The sequence below is a fragment of the Streptomyces sp. NPDC032161 genome (assembly GCF_040636995.1).
Lineage (GTDB): Bacteria > Actinomycetota > Actinomycetes > Streptomycetales > Streptomycetaceae > Streptomyces.
Map to the genome: position 1 here is coordinate 40,957 of NZ_JBEZVN010000015.1, position 19,713 is coordinate 60,669.

Here is a 19,713-nt window from a genome sequence, read left to right on the forward strand (position 1 = left end):
CGCGATCTCCGGGTGCTTCCCCGCACGGGATCGCGCGAGCCCAAGGGCTGTCCCGTAATCCCTGGCGGGCGCGCGACGACAGCTGCGGCGCCGCGCCGCGTTGTCGGAACACCCGCATACGTCCAGTATGCGGGCGCCCCTCCGCCTTGCGATGCACCGCATCCGACGCCGCGCGCCGACCCACCAGGGTGTACGGGACAGCCCTTGGCATCCGGGGATTCCTCGGGCCGGTCGCGGAAAGCTCCCGGAATTCGTCGCGCTTTTCCCCCGGACATCCGCCGGTGCCGTGGGTCGGCACACGCCGGGAAGAGGGACGACGCGGTCACGACCGAGGCCACGTCCATGCCGTACCGCGCTGCGTCCGCGCCGTGCCGTTCGATGCCTGTCGGCGTCCCCCGCCCTCGCGATGCGAGGCGATGGCGGGGGAACGCCGTTGAGGCGGAGCCGAAACCGGCGTCGGGCGATTCAACCCGTGACACGCCGACAGCGGTCCGTCAGCCGTCGATCCTAGAACCCGCGCCCGCACCCCTCGGGCACCACGCCCCACAGCCGCACCGCACTCCACTCCAACGGCGCTCGGCCGGGACCGTCGCGGGCGCGGCGCGCGGCCGGATCGCGGAGACAGGCGCAGGCACGGCGTGCGGCCCGGCCTCCGGGCGGCGGTCCGCTCCGTACAATCCGCGTACGGAACCAGGGCACGGCCCACGCGAGGACCACGGCGTGGCCGTGCGACCGTGTGACCGCCCGGCCGACGGCACCTGCGCGCACGACGCACCCGATGCGCCCGGCAGTACCCCCGAGAGCGAGAGGTCCCCCCGTGGCCGTGGACGACACCGCGCCGCAGCCCCACGACACCGCTCGGCCGCCGCAGGACACGGCTCCGCGCCCCCGCCCCGTCACCGTCGTCACGGGTGGCAGCCGCGGCATCGGCGCCGCGACCTGCGTCCGCCTGGCGTCCGACGGGCACGACCTCGTGCTCGGCTACGTGCGCGACGCCGATGCCGCGGAACGGACCGCCGACGCGGTCCGGGCCACGGGGGCGCGCTGCCTCACGGTGCGCGTGGACACCTCCGTGGAATCCGACGTGGAACGGCTCTTCGACCTCGCGGCCGCACGGCTCGGCCCGGTCACCGGCCTGGTGAACAACGCCGGGGTGACGGGCCCGCTGGGGCGGCTCGTCGACACCTCGACGGACACCCTGCGCCGGGTCCTGGACGTCAATCTTCTCGGCGTCCTGCTGTGCTGCCGACGCGCCGCGAAGGACATGGTCACTGCCGGAGCGGGCGCGATCGTCAACGTCTCCTCGGCAGCCGCCACCCTCGGCAGCCCCGGCGACTTCGTCCACTACGCGGCCACGAAGGCGGGCGCGGACGCGTTGACGGTGGGGCTGTCCAAGGAACTGGGGCCGGACGGCATCCGCGTCAACGCCGTCGCCCCCGGAATGATCGACACCGAGATGCACGCCGAGGCGGGCGACCCGGACCGGGCATACACCGCCGCGGCCGGGATCCCGCTCGGCCGGCCGGGCACGGCACCGGAGATCGCGTCCGCCATCGCCTGGCTGCTGTCGGACGAGGCGTCCTACGTGACCGGAGCGGTGCTGCGGGTCGCGGGCGGACGGTAGCGCCACGGGCCCGGGAGAGCCCCTCCCGACGGTCGCCGACCACGGCCCGACGGCCCACGACCACCGCCCGTCCGACGACCGGTGCTCCTGCCCGACGACCGCCTCACCCGGGCGGGCGGTGGCGGAAAAACCACCGTTGAACCGATCACCCCCGGGGTACAGGTGCCCCGTGCCGAACTTCGAGATCACCACCGCGAGCGCCGACGACCTCGTCATGCTGGCCGACTGGGCCCACGCGGAGGGCTGGAACCCCGGACTGACCGACCGCCACGCCTTCTACGCCACCGACCCGCGCGGCTTCCTGATCGGCCGGCTCGACGGCGATCCGGTCTCCTGCGTCTCCGTGGTCCGCTACGGCACCAAATTCGGGTTCCTCGGCTTCTACCTCACCCGGCCCGAACTGCGGGGCCAGGGCTACGGGATCCGGACCTGGCGGGCCGGCGTGTCCCGGCTCCAGGGGCGCGACGTGGGGCTGGACGGCGTGGTGGCCCAGCAGGGCAACTACCGGAAATCCGGGTTCCGTTCCGTCTGGACCAACATGCGCTACGAGGGCCGTCCGGCCGATGTGCCGTCCGCGCCTCCCGGCACCGCGCTCGTCGACGCCCGCGGTATCCGGTTCGATCAACTGGCCGCCTACGACCGGCGTTTCTTCCCCGCCGAGCGCGACTGCTTCCTCGCGTCCTGGATCGCCGGACCGGCCCACGCCTCGCTCGCCGCCGTCCGTGACGGGGAATTGCGGGGCCTCGCCGTACTGCGCCCCTGCCGCACGTCGTCCCGGATCGGCCCGGTGTACGCGGAGTCCCCCGAGGTGGCCGGTGCCCTGATCGGCGCACTCGCGGCCGGTGATCCGGACACCCCGGTGGCGGTCGACGTGCCCGACGTCAACCCGGCCGCCGTCCGGCTCGCCCAACGGCTGGCCCTCACCCCGTCGTTCGAGACGGCCCGGATGTACACCGGCCCGTCACCGGACATCGACCACCCCGGGCTGTACGGCATCACCAGCCTGGAACTGGGCTGAGGCACCGGGCTGAGGCACCGCGTCGACGGATTGCGCGCGCGGCCGACCCCGGGCCCGCCGTGTGCACACAGCGACGAGCCCACGCCGTATCGGCCGCCCATGCCTGAGAGCCCGACCCCGCAGAACCCCGCCTCGTAGAACGCCGGCGCCTCGGTTCGCCCGCAGCCGGGAACCCCGGGCGCCCGACTCAGGTGAGCGGGTGCGACGTCCGGCCGGACGCCTCGTCGATCTCGTCGTGCGCCTTCGTCAGCATCTTCATCGCCAGTTCGTTGAGTGCTCTGGCTCCCGCGATCTCCTCGCCGACCCTCGGCTGTTCCTTGTCGGAGGGGTGACGGCTCGCGTACCCGTGTGCGCGTACCTCGGCCCCGTCCGGCAGCCTCACCAGAGCGGCGGCGCGGGTGCGGTGACTGTCCTCCTCGAATTCCAGATCCACATGCCACCCGACAGCTGTGTGCATCATCTCGATCACCTCCCTACCAGGGTGCGCCCGTTCCGCCGCCCCTGCACCACGGCACACCCCCGCGAACCGGGTGTACGAACGGCTCGGCTTCCGGGCCCGGGGGTCGACGGTCTACCGGTTCCCGACGGACGAGCCGGGGACGATCAGGCGGCCCGGGGCGCCTGAGTCGGGGACGGCCCCGTCGGGAGCGAGCCGGTCCAGGTCCAGGGTGCCGTGCGTCGCCGGGGCGGCCGGCGGGAGCCGGAGCGCCGTCGCGATCTCCTCGGGGAGCGGGCCGCGGCCCAGCAGGCCGGTGACGATCCGGGTCGTCAGCGTGTGCCAGGCACCGGCACGGCGCAGCATCGCGTGATCACTGTTCCGGATCGCGACCAGGCAGGAGCGGGCCCCGGCGCGGCGGGCACGGACGGTGAAGGACCGGGATTCCCCGGGGCTGGTGACGCGGTCGCGGGTGCTGTGGAGGAGGACGACGTCACGGCCGGCGAGCTGGGCGACCGGATCGTCCGCCGGGCACCAGGGGGCCAGGCCCACCACGCCGCGTACCAGCGGATGACCGGCGGCCCGGAGGGCGGCGCGGGCGCCCATCGAGTGCCCGACCAGGACCACCGGGAGCTCGCCCGCCTCGCGCCGCAGGGTGTCCAGGGCGCGCAGCGTGTCGTGGAGCGGGTCCTCCCGGGAGCCGTTCCAGCCCTGATGGGCGTAGCGGGCGGTGCGCACCAGGACGTCCCCGGCGCCGCCGCTGTCCATGGCTCCGTCGTCGCGGGCCGTCGCCCGGCCGACGGCCCGCGCGAACGGCCGCATCCGGACGGCGGGCAGGTTCAGGAGGCCGGGCGGGGGCGGGCCCAGGCCCGTCTCACGGCCGCCGTGCAACAGGAGCACGGCGGCGGCCGGCGGTCGACTGCTGGTCATGCGCACCTCCCTTCGCGCCTCCGCACGTATGCCTGTGCGGTACCCCGCTCCCTGTCGAGCATGCGGCACGCGGCGCGGCCGTGTCGCCGGACCGCCGGAGATCACCGGTCGGACGGACGCCTCGGGCCGGTCCGAGGCGCCACGAAAAGCGCGGCACCGCGACTGTCCACAGGGTGTGGACAGCGCGGAAGCCCCGAACCTCGGACGCGTACCCCGTACGCCGCCGGGACGCGGCCCGCACGGGGGCCGCGCCGACGCCCGGCGATGGCCCGGCATCCGGCATAAAGAGACCGTAAAAGTTTTCCGGCTTCCGGCAATGTGTTTCGGCCGTCCCGTATGGGATCATCCAGCCAGTTCGACGGAGATGTTCGGGGGAAGCATGTTCGGAGGATTTCGAGGACCGAGAGAGGTGATCGCGTGACCCTGTTCCTCGGTCTCGGTATCGCAGGGGTCGTCCTGCTCGTCCTGTCGCTGGTCTTCGACGGCATTCTCGAAGGTCTCTTCGGCGGTGTGCTGGACGGTCTCTTCGACGGGCTCCTGTCCCTGCCCGTCATCGCGGGGTTCCTGTCGATGCTCGGCTTCGGCGGCGCGATCGTGCTCGGCACCACGGGCGCCGGTACGGTCGTGGCGACCATCGGCGGCGTGCTCGCCGGAATCGTCGCGGCGTGGCTCACCTGGAAGTTCAGCCGGGCGCTGATGCGTGATCAGACCAGTGTCACTCCGCGCGGGGAGGATCTCGTCGGCACGTCCGGGTCGGTCGTCACGGCCATCCCGGCCGACGGCTACGGCGAGGTCCTGCTGCGGCTGGCGGGCCAGCCGGTGAAGCTGGCGGCGAAGAGCGCGGTGCCGGTCGGACGCGGTACGGAGGTCTGGGTGGAGGCCGTGCTGTCCACCACCTCGGTCGCCGTGCGGCCCGTCGAGCACTGACCCCACCGAGCCGGGACACCATCCGTCGGACCACCACGGCCACCACCGCACCACAAGCACCACCACCCGCAATCGAACTGCCGTCCCGCAGGGAGGCAGGGGGGACACCCTTATGAGCCCAGTCGTGACCGCAGTCGTCGGAGTCGTCGTACTCCTGGTACTGCTCGCCCTCGTCGTCATCACCCGCTACAAGGTCGCGGGGCCCAGCGAGGCGTTCATCATCACCGGACGCCGGGGCAAGAAGTCGACCGACCCGGTGACGGGCCGCACCAGCATCGACAACAGCGGCCAGAAGGTCGTCGTCGGCGGCGGCGTCTTCGTCGTCCCGTTCGTCCAGCAGAAGTTCACCCTCGACCTGTCCAGCCGGCACATCCCGGTGGCCGTGCGCGGGGCCGTCACCCTGCGCGGGGTGAAGTCCAACCTCGAAGGCGTCGCGATCGTCAAGGTCGGCGGCAGCGAGGAAGCGATCCGGGCCGCCGCCCAGCGGTTCCTCCAGCAGCAGGACGGCATCGTCGGCTTCACCCAGGAAGTGCTCTCCGGCGCGCTGCGCGCCATCGTCGGCCGGATGTCGGTCGAGGACATCATCCGGGACCGCGCCGCGTTCGCCGGGCAGGTCGCGGAGGAGGCCGAGGCCAGCCTCTCCGGCCAGGGCCTGATCCTGGACGCCTTCCAGATCCAGGACATCACCACCGAGGGCTCCTACCTCGAAGACCTCGGCCGCCCCGAGGCCGCCCGTGCCAAGCAGGAGGCGGACATCGCCGAGGCGAACGCCAAGCGCGCCTCGGAGCAGGCCCGGCTGAAGGCCGCCGAGGAGATCGCCGTCGCCGAGCGGACGTTCTACCTCAAGCAGGCGGAGATCAAGGCCGAGACGGAGGCCGCCGCGGCCAAGGCCAACGCGGCGGGCCCGCTCGCCGAGGCGGCCCGTCAGCAGGAGGTCCTCGCGGAGCAGGAGAAGGTCGCCGAGCGGCAGGCCGCACTGACCGACCGCGAACTCGACACCAAGGTCCGCAAGCCCGCCGACGCCGCCCGTTACCAGGCCGAGCAGGAGGCGGAGGCCCGCCGGATCGCCCAGGTGAAGGAGGCCGAGGCGGACGCCGAGCGCGCCCGGCTGACCGGTCAGGGTGAGAAGCTGCACCGCTCGGCCCTCGCCGACGCCGTGCGCATCGAGGGTGAGGCGGAGGCCGCGGCCATCGGCGCCAAGGGTGCGGCCGAGGCCGAGGCGATGCAGAAGAAGGCGGACGCCTTCGCCCGGTACGGCGACGCGGCCGTGCTCCAGATGCTGGTCGAGGTGCTGCCGCACGTCGTCGCCAAGGCGTCCGAGCCGCTGAGCGCCGTCGACAAGATGACCGTGATCTCCACGGACGGTGCGAGCCGGCTGTCGCGCACGGTCACCGACAACGTCGCCCAGGGCATGGAACTCCTCAGCTCCACCACGGGCGTCGACCTGGCAGCGCTGCTGAAGAACCTCAAGGGCGGTACGGCCGCCCCCGCTTCGGACGGCGCCGCACCGTCCGGCGCGTCCGCCCGGCCGACGGGCGGGGCCGATGCCGCCCCCGCCGACGGGAAGATCGAGATCACCGACTGACCGGGCCCGTCCAGTACGACCTCGCCCACGATTGGCAGTGGGAGAAGGAGCGGCGTCTGGGGCCTTCGAATCCAAGGCGGAGGAGGGAGTCGACGCGGAGCGTCGGGGACTGACGACAACGCCGGAGGCGGAGGTCCCAGACACCGCGACGCCGCTGACAATCGTGGGCGAGGTCGTTACGCCCGTACGTGCCCGGCCGGTATCGCACCGGCCGGGCACACGCATGTCAGGAACCCCCCGCGCCGCTGCCCACCGCTCCCGCGTCCCGGCCCCCGCACCGGCGCACCGGAGGCGGCGGGACCCTCCGGATAAGGTAATGCGCGGATAAAGAGATCACCAAGAGTATCGATATGTCGCCACATCCCTCAGGAGGAAGCCATGGGAACCCACCGCACCACGCTGCCCGGAGTCGGTGTCCAGTACGACTACACGACCGAGTCGGGTCAGCACATCTCCGTCGTCGTGCACCACGACGGGCGCCGGTTCATCGGCTTCTACGACCAGGACGATCCTGATTCGTGCCGCCTCTCGGTACCACTGACGCCGCAGGAGGCGACCGGCCTCGCGCACCTCATCGACGCGGCGCCCATCGACGCGGTACGCACCGAGGGCATCGACCTGGTCACCGAGCACATCCCGCTCGGGACGCGCTCCCCCTACGGCGGACGGCTGCTCGGGGACACCCGGGCGCGCACCCGCACGGGGGCCTCGATCGTCGCGGTGCTGCGGACGCACAGTGCGCATCCGTCGCCCGGGCCGGACTTCCGGCTGGCCATCGGGGACACGCTCGTCGTCGTCGGAACCAGGGAGGGCGTCGATGCGCTCTCCGAGATCATCGCGGAGGGCTGACAGTGCATGACATGACCGCTTTGCTGGTGGAGCTCGGCTCCGTCATTCTGGGGCTGGGAATCATCGGGCGGTTCGCCGGGCGGATAGGACTCTCGCCCATTCCCCTGTATCTGCTGGCGGGGCTCGCCTTCGGGGAAGGCGGGCTCCTGCCCCTCGGCGCCAGCGAGGAGTTCACCGCCGTCGGCGCCGAGATCGGTGTCATTCTGCTGCTGCTCCTGCTGGGCCTGGAGTACAGCGCCTCGGAGCTGGTGACCAGCCTCAAGACCCAGTACCCCTCCGGGGCCGTGGACTTCCTCCTCAACGCGACCCCGGGAGCGGTGGCCGCGCTGCTGCTGGGCTGGGGACCTGTCGGGGCCGTCGCGCTCGCCGGGGTCACGTGGATCTCGTCGTCCGGGGTGATCGCCAAAGTGCTCGCGGACCTCGGACGGCTCGGGAACCGGGAAACGCCCGTCATCCTCGGCGTCCTGGTCATCGAGGACCTCTCGATGGCCGTGTACCTGCCGCTGCTGACCGCGATGCTCGCGGGAGTGGGCTTCGCCGGAGGCAGCATCGCCCTGCTCATCGCCCTCGGCACCGTCGGGTTCGTGCTCTACCTGGCCCTGCGTCACGGACGGCTGATCAGCCGGGCCGTGTCCTCCGACAACCCGGAGATGCTGCTGCTGGTCGTGCTCGGGCTGACGGTCCTGGTGGCCGGTGTGGCCCAGGAGTTGCAGGTGTCCGCGGCCGTCGGCGCGTTCCTGGTCGGGATCGCGCTCTCCGGCGAGGTCGCCGAGGGCGCGCGCAAGCTGCTCACCCCGCTGCGGGACCTGTTCGCCGCCGTCTTCTTCGTGTTCTTCGGTCTCTCCACCAACCCGGCCGAGATCCCGCCGGTGCTGCTCCCGGCCGCGCTGCTGGCCGTCGTCACGATCTTCACCAAGATAGCCACCGGCTGGTACGCCGCCCGCCGGGCCGGAATCGGGTCGAAGGGACGCTGGCGGGCCGGCGGAACGCTCGTCGCCCGCGGCGAGTTCTCCATCGTCATCGCCGGACTGGCCGTGGCGACCGAGCCCCGGATCGGGCCCATCGCCACCGCGTACGTCCTCATCCTCGTGATCGCCGGACCGCTCACCGCCCGCTGGACCCAGCCGATCGCGGCCAAGGTCCTGAGCCGACGCGGTCGTACCGCCGATGCGGGCACCACCAACACCGCGGATGCCACGAACACCCCGAGCGCCACGGACGCCATGAACAGCACGAGCGCCGCGAGCGCTGCGGACGCCTCGGGAGCCACGGTCCCCGCCGCGCGGGAGGAGATCCCGGCCTCCGCCGACTAGTGCCGTGACCGGCACCAGGGCATATTTCGGAAGTCCCGTCCGGCCCAGCATCTCGACCGACCGCATCCACCGCCCCGGCCGCCCGGTCGACGCCCGTACTCACGTGGCGTCGCCGGGCGGCCGGGGCGCTTCGCAATCAGGGCACTTCGGGCTCCGGGGCACTTCTCCCGACAGCCACTCGTTGCGCTCAGTGCTGCACACGGAACACGGAGAACACTCCGGGAACACCCTCCTGCTAACTTCTACACGCCTGTAGAGTTCAGTTGGTTCCGGCAACACAACGCAACGCAACGTATGGAGACGACATGGCACTGTGGGATCGGATCAAGGAATCCGCTTCGTCGATGCAGTCGCAGCTGGAAGCGAAGAAGAACGACCTGAAGAGCGGGGCGTTCCGTGATGCGAGCATGGCCATGTGCGCTCTCGTCGCGGCCGCCGACGGTTCCGTGGACCCGTCCGAGCGCCAGCGTGTCGCCTCGCTGATCGCCTCCAACAACGTTCTGCAGAACTTCCCGGCGGACGACCTCCAGCGTCGCTTCAACGACTACGTGAACAAGCTCACCGCCGACTTCGACTTCGGCAAGGTCTCCATCCTCCAGGAGATCGGCAAGGCGAAGAAGAAGCCGGCCGAGGCGCGTGCCGTCGTCCAGATCGGCATCGTCATCGGCGGCGCCGACGGCGACTTCGACGCGTCGGAGCGGGCCGTCGTGCGGGAGGCGTGTTTCGCGCTCGACCTCCCGCCGCACGAGTTCGACCTGTAGGGCCTGTCTCCGAACCGGCCCTGGTCCTCGATCCCCTTCCCGGCGGACCGGTCACCCCGGCCCGCCCGCGTACCGCCGGACGACCACGGACCGGACGATCACCGGTCCGCGTCCGGCAGGCCGGGGGTGTTCAACTCCCCCGATGGGCACCCCCGGCCGCTTTCCCTCCGGCGCCCGCGTCACAGCTCTTTGGCCGGCCAGTCCAGCAGCCGGGCGCCGATCACCGCCGTCTGCAGCGTGTAACGGTGCATCGGGTCGGCCGGATCGGCCCCGGTCAGCTGGTGGATCCGCTCCAGACGGTAGGTCAGCGCCCGCACGCTCAGCGACAGCCGCCGGGCCGTCTCGGCGGCGACGCAGCCCGCGTCGAAGTAGGTGATGAGCGTGTTGAGCAGGGGCTCGGCCCCGCCGCGCGCCCGCTGGAGCGGGCCCAGTTGACCGCGCACCAGGTCGGCCATGGCCTGCCGGTCCCGGGTCAGCACCGGATAGACCAGCAGATCGGCGGCGTACAGCACCGGATCGTCCAGATCCATCCGCTCCGCGAGATCGAGCGCGTCGAGCGCCTCGTCGTAGGAGTGGACCACGCCCCCCGGGCCCGGATGCGGACGGCCCACCGCCACCCGGCCGCCGTCCGTCGCCGCGTGCGCCTGCTTGGCGAAGTAGCGCAGCACATCGGGCTGGCTGGCCGGCGCGATGCAGACCAGCCGCCCGTCCTTCGTCGTGATCAGGATCTTCCGGCCGCTGAACCGCGCGAGCAGCGCCGACTCGACCGCGCGGGGCACGGAGTCGGGCTCCGTGTACGCCTCCGGACCGGTGGCCACCGCGACCGCGTGCGCACGGGAGAGTCGCAGCCCGAACCGGGTGGCGCGCTCGGCGAGCCGGCCCAGGTCGCTGCGCCCGTACAGCAGGTCGTCGATGAACTCCCGGCGCGCCGCCTCCTCGCGCCGCACCGTCATCCGCTGGGCCCGTTCGAAGCCCTCGGCGAAGGCGTCGACGGCCTGCTCGACCGCGGCCAGTACGGAATCGGTCGTCGCGGCGTCGGCCGAGGGGCCGCACGGCCAGTCGGCGCGGGTCGCCGCGAGATGGAGGCCGACCAGGGCGCGTATCTGGAAACCCGCCTCGGCGGCCCCGCGTCCCATGGCCCGACGGGCGTCCAGCTCGTCCCGGGTCAGCCGACGGCCGGTGGCGGCGACCTCGGCCAGGATGCGGGCATAGTCACCCAGATATTCGTCGGGAATCTCCGGCGCGGCCACACGTACCCCTCACTTCATGACGAGACTCTGACACTCATCCAACACCACGCGACACTGCCGGTGCTCGGCATCAAGAATGTACAAAGATTGCCGGATTCCGGCAGTGCCGTCCCGAGGCCCCGAATGGCACGATCGGCCCAGCACCACGGGGGAACACGGGGGATGCACGGGGGATGGCCCGGCCGTCGCGGCACCGCCATGCGCGGGCCGCGGCGCCGGGGTCACGCATCGCCGTCACCGGACCCCGCCAGGACAGACAGGGGTGGACCGATGCAGGAATTCCTGAGCGCGGCGACTGCCTTTCCGGCCGTACTGTTCGGAGCCGCGCTGGCCGTGGTCGTCTTCTTCTGGCTGCTCGTGCTGGCCGGCGCCGCCGACCACCACTCCTTCGACGGGGACCTGGACACCGGCCTGGCCGGGATCGGCGGAGTGCCGGTCACCGTCTCGGTGTCCGTGATGGTCGTCGTCGGCTGGTTCACGAGCCTGACCGGTACCGTCCTGCTGCATCGCGGCGGGGCCACCGGCACCCTCCGCGCGGTGCTCGCCTGCGCCGTGCTCGTCGGGTCGCTCCTGATCGCCTGGACCGTCACGCGGGCGCTGGTGAGTCTGCTGCGTCGCCGCCTGCCCGAGGTGCCTCCTCCATCGCGGCAGGACTTCCTCGGCCGGGTCTGCACGATCCGTACCGGTTCCGTGAGTTCCGACTTCGGTCAGGCCGAGGTCGTTGCGGACGACGGTTCCACCGCGATCGTCCAGGTCAGGCTGTTGAGTCCGCCGGACGGGTCGCTGCTCGTCGCGGGCAGCGCGGGGCTGCTGTACGCGTACGACGACGACGGCGAGTTCTTCTGGGTCTCGCCGTACGACAGGGCCCTCGATCCGGGCCCGCCGGGACGGACCGAGCAGCCGGAGCAGCCGAAAGGGCTTGAACGGCTGAAGTGGTCGGAACGGCCGGAACGGCCGAGGGCGCAGGTTCCGCCGGGATCGCGCCGCGCCCGGCGCCCGGTCGCCCGGCCCGGTACGCGACGTACCGCACACCACTCCGGCTGACCGGTCGGCCGTACGGTCGGCCGCTGCGCCGGTACCGGCCCGAGGGGCGACTCGCGGGATGCCTCGCGGAACGCCGTCGCCGACCGCGACCGTCCACCGCCGGACACGTTCCGACGACCCTGAACTGAACTGAACGTGACTGAACGTAAGAACGAAAGGGACTGACCGGGACTGAGCGGGGCCACACGGGGCTCCCGGCCGGACGGGCCGGCCTGCCCCTCCCCCGCTCCTCCGTCCGCCTTCCGCACCAGCCGTCAAGGACTGCCATGGATGCCATCACCCTGGGCTTCGGCGTACTCGTAGCCGTCGTCCTGCTCATCGCCGTCGCCCTCCTCCTCGTCATCAGCCGACTCTTCCGCAAGGTCGAGCAGGGCAAGGCGCTGATCATCTCCAAGACCAAGAAGGTCGATGTCACCTTCACGGGGGCCGTCGTACTGCCGGTGCTGCACAAGGCCGAGTACATGGACATCTCGGTGAAGACCATCGAGATCCGCCGTACCGGGCGCGAGGGCCTGATCTGCAAGGACAACATCCGCGCGGACATCCACATCAACTTCTTCGTACGGGTCAACAAGACGGTCGAGGACGTCATCAAGGTCGCCCAGTCCATCGGCACGGAGCGGGCCAGCGACAAGGTGGCGATCCAGGAGTTCTTCGGCGCGAAGTTCGCCGAGGCGCTCAAGACGGTCGGCAAGCAGCTGGACTTCGTCGACCTGTACACCAAGCGCGAGGAGTTCCGGGACCGCATCATCCGGGTCATCGGCACCGACCTGAACGGCTACCACCTGGACGACGCGGCGATCGACTTCCTGGAGCAGACGCCCATGGCGCAGCTCGACGGCGCCAACATCCTCGACGCGCAGGGCATCCGCAAGATCACCGAGCTGACGGCGATCGAGCACGTGCGCACCAACGAGTACCAGCGCACCGAGGAGAAGGAGATCACCCGGCAGAACGTCGACGCCCGGGAGACGATCCTGGAGCTGGAGCGCCGGCAGTCCGAGGCCGAGATCAAGCAGCGCCGCGAGGTCGAGACGCTGCGGGCCCGTGAGGAGGCGGCGACCGCCAAGGTCCAGGAGGAGGAACGGCTGAGCGCCCAGGCCGCGTTCATCCGTACCGAGGAGCAGCTCGGCATCCAGCGCGAGAACCAGGCCCGGGAGGTCGCCGTCGCGCAGAAGAACCGCGAGCGGGTCATCGCCGTGGAGAACGAGCGCATCGAGAAGGACCGGCTGCTGGAGGTCATCGGGCGCGAGCGGCAGACGGAGCTCGACCGGATCGCCGCGACGAAGGAGGTCGAGGCCGAGCGCCGAGAGGTCGCGGACGTCATCCGGGAGCGCATCGCCGTGGACCGTACGGTCGCGGAGCAGGAGGAGTCCATCAAGACGCTGCGGGCCGTCGAGGAGTCGGAGCGCACCCGCAGGTCGGTCATCATCGCCGCCGAGGCGGAGGCGCAGGAGAAGCTGGTCAAGGACATCAAGGCCGCCGAGGCGGCGGAGGCCGCGGCCTCCCACCTGGCCGCCGAACAGCTCACGCTCGCCGAGGCCCGGCTGAAGACCGCGGACCTGGACGCCCAGGCGAAGCTGCGGCTCGCGGAGGGTGTCCAGGCGGAGTCCGCCGCTCCCGGCCTCGCGGAGGTCCAGGTGCGGGACGCGGCCGCCGCCGTCATCGAGAAGACCGGTCTCGCCGAGGCCGAGGCGGCCTCCGCACGGCTCAGGGCCGAGGCGGAGGGGGCCAGGCTCAAGGCCCTCGCGGAGGCGGAGGGCACCCAGGCCCAGGCGGCGGCCGACGCGGCGATGATCGGCGAGAAGCTGAAGGCCGAGGCGGCCGGGCTCACCGAGAAGGCGGCGGCGATGGCGGCCCTGGACGACGCCTCGCGCGGGCACGAGGAGTACCGGCTGCGGCTCGCCGCGGAGAAGGAGATCCGGCTGGCCGGGCTCGACGTGCAGCGGCAGGTCGCGGAGGCTCAGGCCACGGTGCTGGCCACCGGGCTGGAGAACGCCGACATCGACATCGTCGGCGGGGAGTCGGTCTTCTTCGACCGGCTGGTCTCCTCCATCTCGCTGGGCAGGAGCCTGGACGGGTTCGTCGAGAACTCGGACACGGCGAAGGCCCTGGCCGGACCGTGGCTGGACGGCACGTCCTCGTTCACGGACGACCTGACCCGGATGGTGGGTTCGGTGACCACGGGGGACGTGCGGAACCTGACGGTGTCGGCGCTGCTGACGCGGCTGATGCGGGCACCGGGGGCCGGGATCGCGCCGGAGCAGGTACGTCAGCTGCTGGCCGCCGCCCGGGAGTCGGGCCTCGCGGACCTGCCGGTCGCCGCGCTGACGGGGGCCGTCGGCGCGGGTGTCGCGGGTACGGCCGCCGGAAACGGGGCCGAGGCCGGGGCTGCCGGTACGGGTGCCGGGACCGAGGCGGCGGTGAACGCACCGGCCGCCGGGCCGCACGGCGCGGACGCGGACGCGCGCGCGGCCCGGAACGGGGCGCCGGTCGCGTAGGCACGCTCGTCCGGATCGGGCCGGTTCCGCGGGCACCGCTCACCGCGCCCGCGGCCCGGTCCGGGCGCCGCGAACGGCCAGGAACCCGTCCGGGGCAGGGCGACAGGGACCTGCCCCGGACCTCCCCGGGCCCGTCCGGTGACCGCCGAACCGTCCCCCGGCACCGGGCGGGCCCACGCCGCAGGCCGCCCGCCACCGCAGCCCATCCCGCACCACCGCCCCACCACGGAACCGCCCCCGCGCCCCACGGGCGCCCCGCGCATCGCACCCCGCTCCTCCGCACCACCGGCCGTCCCCACCCCACGGGCCGCGCCACCACCCGCACGGGCGCCCCGGCACCCCGCACACCTCACAGAAAGCCGCACGCATGGACACCGACACCACGACCGCTCCGTCGGCCGGCGGCCCCGTGGACGCGGGGACGTACGACGTGCTGCGCCGCCGGCTCCACGACCGGGCCGCCGATCTCGCGGCCCGCGCCGAGGCGCTCAACGTCCGCCGCACCGAGGAGTTCGGCTCGACCGGACTCCACCTCACCGGCACCGAGCGGATCCACACCGCCCAGGCGTGCGTGCCCCGCGACCTGGTGGCCGTGGGCGGGCGGCTCCTCTTCGGCTTCGAGCGGGGCCCCGGGGCGGCGGACCCGGCCGAGGTGAACGACGTACTCGCCCTCTACGGGCCGGAGTCGGCCGCACCGGACCCGTATCCGGGTCACGACGGCGGCGTGCTCGACGACAAGGGCTTCGTCCGTGAGTTCACCACCCTGCACCGCTACTACCGCGACGCCCGCCTGCTGCGGCTGCGCCGCGTGGACGGGAAGCTGCTCGCCGTCTTCCGTACCGGCGAGAACGCCGACGGCATCCGGGTGCTGCGCTGGGCGCTCGGCCCCGACGGCTCGCCCGGTGCGTTCCTCGACGCGCGCGGCGACCGCGACCACGTCTTCCCGCCCTCCCACGACTTCACCTGGACCGTCGCGGGACGCGAGTCCCACGTACCGGGCCGACACCCGCACATCGCCGTCGGCGGGGACGCGGACGGACCGGGCGGCGCCATCCTCTTCGTCGACACCCTCGGCGGCAGCCTGACCGTCAAGACCGTCAACGACACCGACACCCCCGAGGGGATCTACGAGGAGCCGGTCGCCGAACCCCTCCAGTCCCTCGCCGACGCCGACGTCGAGCACGCCGCCGTCGGACCGCTGGTCCTGCTCCGGGTGCGCCCGTACAACGAGGAGAACTGGCGGTACCTGGTCTTCAACACGCTGCTCGGCAGCGTGACACGCCTCGACGGCATCGGGCCCGCATGCCACCGGCTCCCGGAAGACCAGGGGATCATCTTCCCCGGCGGCTACTACCTCACCACCGGCACAGCGAAGACCTTCGACATCGCCGAACCGCTCACCGCCCCGGTCTTCGAGGGCGCCGTCCGCTCCCCGAACGGGGAGGACGTGCTCTACGTCTTCCGCTCCCCCGACGACGGCCGCGGCCTGCTCCTCCCCTACAACCTGATCCGGCAGGAGGTCGCCACCCCGCTCCAGGGGCGCGGCCACGCCCTGCTCGACGACGGCACGCTGATCCTGCTGAAGGCCGGTGCCGGGGGCGACGAGCCGGCCCGCGTCCACCCCGTGCAGCGCTGGCGGACCCCGTACGTCTCCGACACCCACGCCGCCTCCCGCCCCGCCGGGACCGGCCCGCTCGCCCGGATCGGCAACGCCGATCTGGTGCGCGGCGTCTCCGACCTGCTGGCGCTCGCGCACAGCACCGAGCAGATCACCGGCACCACTCCCACCGCCGCCGCCGGATACGCGCAGCTGGTCGCCGACTGCACCCGGGCCACCGACCGCTACCACTGGCTCGCCGATCCCGAACTGGGCCGTCTCGACGCCCCGTTGGCCGAGCTGCGGGAGACCGCTCAGCAGATCATCGGCGAGTTCGAGACGGTACGGGAGCTGACCCGGCAGGCCGCGGACGCGCTGACCGGGGCCGCCGACCGGATCACCGCGCTCGTCCGCCGCGTCCGCGGCGAGGCCCCGCGCTCGGCCGCCGACTGGGTCGGACAGCTCACCGCACTCAGGCGTGTTCAGGGCCACTTGGCGACCCTTGCGGAGATGCGGTACGCGGACACGGAGCGGATCGCCGAACTGACCGCCGCCACCGCCGAGGACATCGAGTCGGCGGGACGCCGCGCCGTCGCGTTCCTCGCCCGGGACGACGCGTTCGCCGACCACCACGCCGACATCGCCCGTCTGACCGACGAGGCGTCCGCGCTCACCACCGTCGTCGACGCCGCCGCCCTGGGCGACCGGCTGACCGGGATGACGGAGGGCCTGAGCACCGTCACGGACGTCGTCGCCGGGCTCGACATCGGCGATGCCACGGTCCGTACGTCCATCCTGGAGCGGATCGCGGAGGTCCTGGGCGGGGTCAACCGGGCCCGGGCCACCCTCGACGCGCGCCGCCGCGAGCTGCTGGAGCACGAGGGGCGGGCCGAGTTCGCCGCCGAGTTCGCCCTGCTCGGGCAGGCCGTCGCCGGGGCCCTGGCCGCCGCCGACACACCGGACGCCTGCGACGACCAACTCTCCCGGTTGCTCCTTCAGCTGGAGAACCTGGAGTCGCGGTTCGCGGAGTTCGACGACTTCCTCGCCGAGCTGGCCGAGCGCCGCACGGAGGTGTACGAGGCGTTCTCGGCCCGCAAGCAGACGCTCCAGGACGCCCGGGCGCGCCGGGCGGAGCGGCTGGCGGACTCGGCGGCCCGGATCCTGGAGACGGTGTCGCGGCGGGTGTCCGCCCTGCCCGACCCGGACGCCGTGCACACCTACTTCGCCTCCGACCCGATGGTCGCGAAGATCCGCCGCACCGCGGACGAGCTGCGCGAACTCGGCGATCCGGTGCGCGCCGAGGAGCTGGACGGGCGGTTGCTGGCCGCCCGGCAGGAGGCCGGACGGGCGCTGCGCGACCGGGGTGAGCTGTACGCGGACGGCGGTTCCGTGATCCGGCTGGGCCGGCACCGGTTCGCGGTGAACACCCAGCCGTTCGACCTGACGCTCGTCCCGCACGGGGAGGAGCTGGCGTTCGCGCTGACCGGCACGGACTACCGGGCCCCGGTCGGTGACCCGGACTTCGCGGCGACCCGCCCGTACTGGGACCAGACGCTGCCCTCCGAGTCGCCGCACGTCTACCGCGCCGAGCACCTGGCCGCCCGGCTTCTCGACGAGCACGGCGCGGACGCCCTGACCGCCCTGGACCCGGCCGACCTGACCGCCCTGGTAAGGGAGTCGGCGGCAGCCGCGTACGAGGAGGGACATCAGCGAGGGGTGCACGACGAGGACGCCGCCGCGATCCTCACCACCCTGCTCGAACTCCACGCCGGAGCCGGGCTGTTGCGCTTCCCGCCCGCCGTACGGGCGGCGGCCCAGCTGTTCTGGGCGTACGGGACGGACGAGGCCCGGCGCACCTCCTGGACCCGGCGCGCCGTCTCACTGGCCCGCGCCCGGGAGACGTTCGGGCTCGCACCCGCCGTCGCGGCCCTCCAGGAGGAATGGGCACACGCCATGGGCGCGGCTTCGCCCCTGCTCCCCGGCTCGGGGATCGGGGCCGGGGCACCCGACCTCGGGGCCGTGGCCGCGTACCTCTTCGAGGAGCTGACCGGCGGACCCGACGGCTTCGTCACGAGCGTCGCCGTCCGCACGTTCCTGGACAAGTTCCGCCGCGCCGTGGGCTCCTCGGCGTACGACGAGGACCTGGCCGCCCTCCACGACGACCTCCCGGCCCGCCGCCAGCTGGCCGAGGGCTGGCTCGCCTCGTACGCGGCGGCGAGCGGCACCGGCATCGAGCCGGGCGACCTCGCGGAGGCCGTCGCCGTGGAGCTGTGCCCCGAGCCGGTGCTCGCCCGCTACGACTGCGCGGCGCCGCTCGGCGCGACCGTGGACGGACTGCTCGGCACCCATCCCCGCGTCGACCGGGGCCGGCTGACCGTACGACTCGACGAACTCCTCGCCCGTACCGCCGAGTTCCGCGCCACCGCCGTCCCCGGCTTCCGCGCCTACCAGCGCCTGCGCACCGAACTCGTGGCCGCCGAACGCGGCCGGCTGCGGCTGGACGACCACCGTCCGCGCGTCATGTCGGCGTTCGTCCGCAACCGGCTGCTGGACGAGGTGTACCTGCCGCTGATCGGCGACAACCTCGCCAAGCAGCTCGGCACCGCCGACGCCGACCGGCGCACCGACTCGCAGGGCCTGCTGCTGCTCGTGTCGCCGCCCGGCTACGGCAAGACGACGCTCATGGAGTACGTCGCCGACCGGCTCGGGCTGGTCCTCGTCAAGGTCAGCGGACCCAACCTCGGCCACGACGTGACCTCCCTGGACCCGGCACAGGCGCGGACCGCGACCGCCCGCCAGGAGATCGAGAAGATCAACTTCGCGCTGGAGGCGGGCAACAACACCCTGCTCTACCTGGACGACATCCAGCACACCTCGCCCGAACTGCTCCAGAAGTTCATCCCGCTCTGCGACGCCACCCGCCGCGTCGAAGGCGTACGGGACGGCGAGCCGCGCACCTACGACCTGCGGGGCAAGCGGTTCGCGGTGTGCATGGCGGGCAACCCGTACACCGAGTCGGGGGCGCGGTTCCGGATCCCCGACATGCTCGCCAACCGGGCCGACGTGTGGAACCTCGGCGAGGTGCTGACCGGCCGCGAGGACGTCTTCGCGCTGAGCTTCGTCGAGAACGCGCTGACCGCCAACCCGGTGCTGGCCCCGCTCGCCGGGCGCTCCCGCGAGGACCTGGCGCTGTTCGTGCGGCTCGCGTCCGGGGACCCTTCCCCAAGCTCTCAACTCGGTTCGAGCAAGGGAGACCCCATCGCCCGCCCGGACCGTCTCGAACACCCCTACGCGCCCGCCGAGGTGGAGCGGATCACGGCGGTGCTGCGCCATCTGCTGACCGCCCGGGACACGGTGCTGGCCGTGAACGCCGCGTACATCGCCTCCGCCGCGCAGACCGACGAGTCCCGCACCGAGCCGCCGTTCCGGCTCCAGGGCTCGTACCGCGACATGAACAAGATCGCCGAACGGATCGTGCCGGTGATGAACGAAGCCGAACTGTCGGCCGTCATCGACGACCACTACGCCGGGGAGGCCCAGACGCTGACCACGGGCGCCGAGGCCAACCTGCTGAAGCTCGCCGCGCTGCGCGGCCGGCTCACCACGCGGCAGGCCGCGCGCTGGGCCGAGATCACCGCCTCCTACGTCCGCGCCCAGGCACTCGGCGCCCCGGACGACGACCCCCTGGGCCGGGCCGTCGCCGCCCTGGGGCTGCTCGCGGACCGGATCGCGGCGGTGGAGTCGGCCATCGTCCGCGTCGCCGACCCGCGCCACGTCCTCACCAACCCCACGGCCCGCCACGCCGCCCCTCCCCCCGCGCTCACCCGCCCCGCGGAAGGCCCTGTGTCACACGAAGATCACTGACTGCCCGAACGGGT

The 19,713-nt window shown here is 72.7% G+C and carries 12 protein-coding genes and 1 pseudogene; 10 read left to right on the forward strand and 3 right to left on the reverse strand.

The genetic code is table 11. The features are described from left to right. Positions 1-817: 817 nt before the first annotated feature. A complete protein-coding gene (locus AB0E67_RS23460; protein ID WP_362030077.1) occupies positions 818-1,624 on the forward strand; it encodes an SDR family oxidoreductase in 807 nt (268 codons plus the stop codon). A 169-nt stretch (positions 1,625-1,793) separates the two neighbouring features. Further along, a complete protein-coding gene (locus AB0E67_RS23465; protein ID WP_362030080.1) occupies positions 1,794-2,642 on the forward strand; it encodes a GNAT family N-acetyltransferase in 849 nt (282 codons plus the stop codon). A 187-nt stretch (positions 2,643-2,829) separates the two neighbouring features. Here the strand turns inward: AB0E67_RS23465 and AB0E67_RS23470 are convergent, their stop codons facing one another. Together AB0E67_RS23470 and AB0E67_RS23475 are read right to left on the reverse strand one after the other, a co-directional pair. Further along, entirely contained in the window at positions 2,830-3,102 is a 273-nt protein-coding gene (locus AB0E67_RS23470) for a DUF1876 domain-containing protein (RefSeq protein ID WP_073789143.1), read from the reverse strand. 111 nt (positions 3,103-3,213) lie between these two features. Continuing rightward, a complete protein-coding gene (locus tag AB0E67_RS23475; RefSeq protein WP_362030083.1) occupies positions 3,214-4,008 on the reverse strand; it encodes an alpha/beta hydrolase in 795 nt (264 codons plus the stop codon). 417 nt (positions 4,009-4,425) lie between these two features. On the opposite strand from AB0E67_RS23475, the gene AB0E67_RS23480 reads away from it, so the two are divergent. The 5 genes from AB0E67_RS23480 to AB0E67_RS23500 all read left to right on the forward strand — a co-directional run bounded on the left by AB0E67_RS23480 (position 4,426) and on the right by AB0E67_RS23500 (position 9,443). Continuing rightward, positions 4,426-4,935, forward strand: coding sequence for a hypothetical protein (locus tag AB0E67_RS23480; RefSeq protein WP_351517649.1), 510 nt, complete (start codon positions 4,426-4,428; stop codon positions 4,933-4,935). A gap of 112 nt (positions 4,936-5,047) precedes the next feature. Further along, positions 5,048-6,520, forward strand: coding sequence for an SPFH domain-containing protein (locus tag AB0E67_RS23485; RefSeq protein ID WP_362030086.1), 1,473 nt, complete (start codon positions 5,048-5,050; stop codon positions 6,518-6,520). 378 nt (positions 6,521-6,898) lie between these two features. Continuing rightward, positions 6,899-7,369, forward strand: a complete 471-nt coding sequence (locus tag AB0E67_RS23490; RefSeq protein WP_073789085.1) for a TrkA C-terminal domain-containing protein — start codon at positions 6,899-6,901, stop codon at positions 7,367-7,369. 2 nt (positions 7,370-7,371) lie between these two features. After that, positions 7,372-8,682 carry a cation:proton antiporter gene (locus tag AB0E67_RS23495; RefSeq protein ID WP_362030088.1) on the forward strand — a complete coding sequence of 437 codons (1,311 nt, stop codon included), beginning with the start codon at positions 7,372-7,374 and terminating at the stop codon, positions 8,680-8,682. 305 nt (positions 8,683-8,987) lie between these two features. Next, positions 8,988-9,443 carry a TerB family tellurite resistance protein gene (locus AB0E67_RS23500; protein ID WP_351517644.1) on the forward strand — a complete coding sequence of 152 codons (456 nt, stop codon included), beginning with the start codon at positions 8,988-8,990 and terminating at the stop codon, positions 9,441-9,443. A 179-nt stretch (positions 9,444-9,622) separates the two neighbouring features. Here AB0E67_RS23500 and AB0E67_RS23505 read toward each other — a convergent pair whose 3' ends face one another. After that, entirely contained in the window at positions 9,623-10,693 is a 1,071-nt protein-coding gene (locus AB0E67_RS23505; protein WP_362030091.1) for a helix-turn-helix domain-containing protein, read from the reverse strand. Positions 10,694-10,963: 270 nt separating this feature from the next. Here AB0E67_RS23505 and AB0E67_RS23510 point away from each other — a divergent pair. The 3 genes and pseudogenes from AB0E67_RS23510 to AB0E67_RS23520 all read left to right on the forward strand — a co-directional run. After that, positions 10,964-11,575 (forward strand): annotated as a pseudogene (locus AB0E67_RS23510) (hypothetical protein); the annotation flags it as partial. A 428-nt stretch (positions 11,576-12,003) separates the two neighbouring features. Next, the gene (locus AB0E67_RS23515) at positions 12,004-14,238 is read left to right on the forward strand and encodes a flotillin family protein (RefSeq protein ID WP_362030093.1); all 2,235 of its coding nucleotides are present in this window, start codon (positions 12,004-12,006) and stop codon (positions 14,236-14,238) included. A 367-nt stretch (positions 14,239-14,605) separates the two neighbouring features. Continuing rightward, positions 14,606-19,699 carry a DNA repair ATPase gene (locus tag AB0E67_RS23520; RefSeq protein ID WP_362030096.1) on the forward strand — a complete coding sequence of 1,698 codons (5,094 nt, stop codon included), beginning with the start codon at positions 14,606-14,608 and terminating at the stop codon, positions 19,697-19,699. Positions 19,700-19,713 lie beyond the last annotated feature (14 nt).

What these genes read in the sequence shown, in the direction of transcription:
- AB0E67_RS23515 (WP_362030093.1), top strand. Translation starts at nt 12,004, where the DNA reads ATGGATGCCATCACCCTGGGCTTCGGCGTACTCGTAGCCGTCGTCCTG.
- AB0E67_RS23485 (WP_362030086.1), top strand. Translation starts at nt 5,048, where the DNA reads ATGAGCCCAGTCGTGACCGCAGTCGTCGGAGTCGTCGTACTCCTGGTA.
- AB0E67_RS23490 (WP_073789085.1), top strand. Translation starts at nt 6,899, where the DNA reads ATGGGAACCCACCGCACCACGCTGCCCGGAGTCGGTGTCCAGTACGAC.
- AB0E67_RS23520 (WP_362030096.1), top strand. Translation starts at nt 14,606, where the DNA reads ATGGACACCGACACCACGACCGCTCCGTCGGCCGGCGGCCCCGTGGAC.
- AB0E67_RS23500 (WP_351517644.1), top strand. Translation starts at nt 8,988, where the DNA reads ATGGCACTGTGGGATCGGATCAAGGAATCCGCTTCGTCGATGCAGTCG.
- AB0E67_RS23475 (WP_362030083.1), bottom strand. Translation starts at nt 4,008, where the DNA reads ATGACCAGCAGTCGACCGCCGGCCGCCGCCGTGCTCCTGTTGCACGGC.
- AB0E67_RS23470 (WP_073789143.1), bottom strand. Translation starts at nt 3,102, where the DNA reads ATGATGCACACAGCTGTCGGGTGGCATGTGGATCTGGAATTCGAGGAG.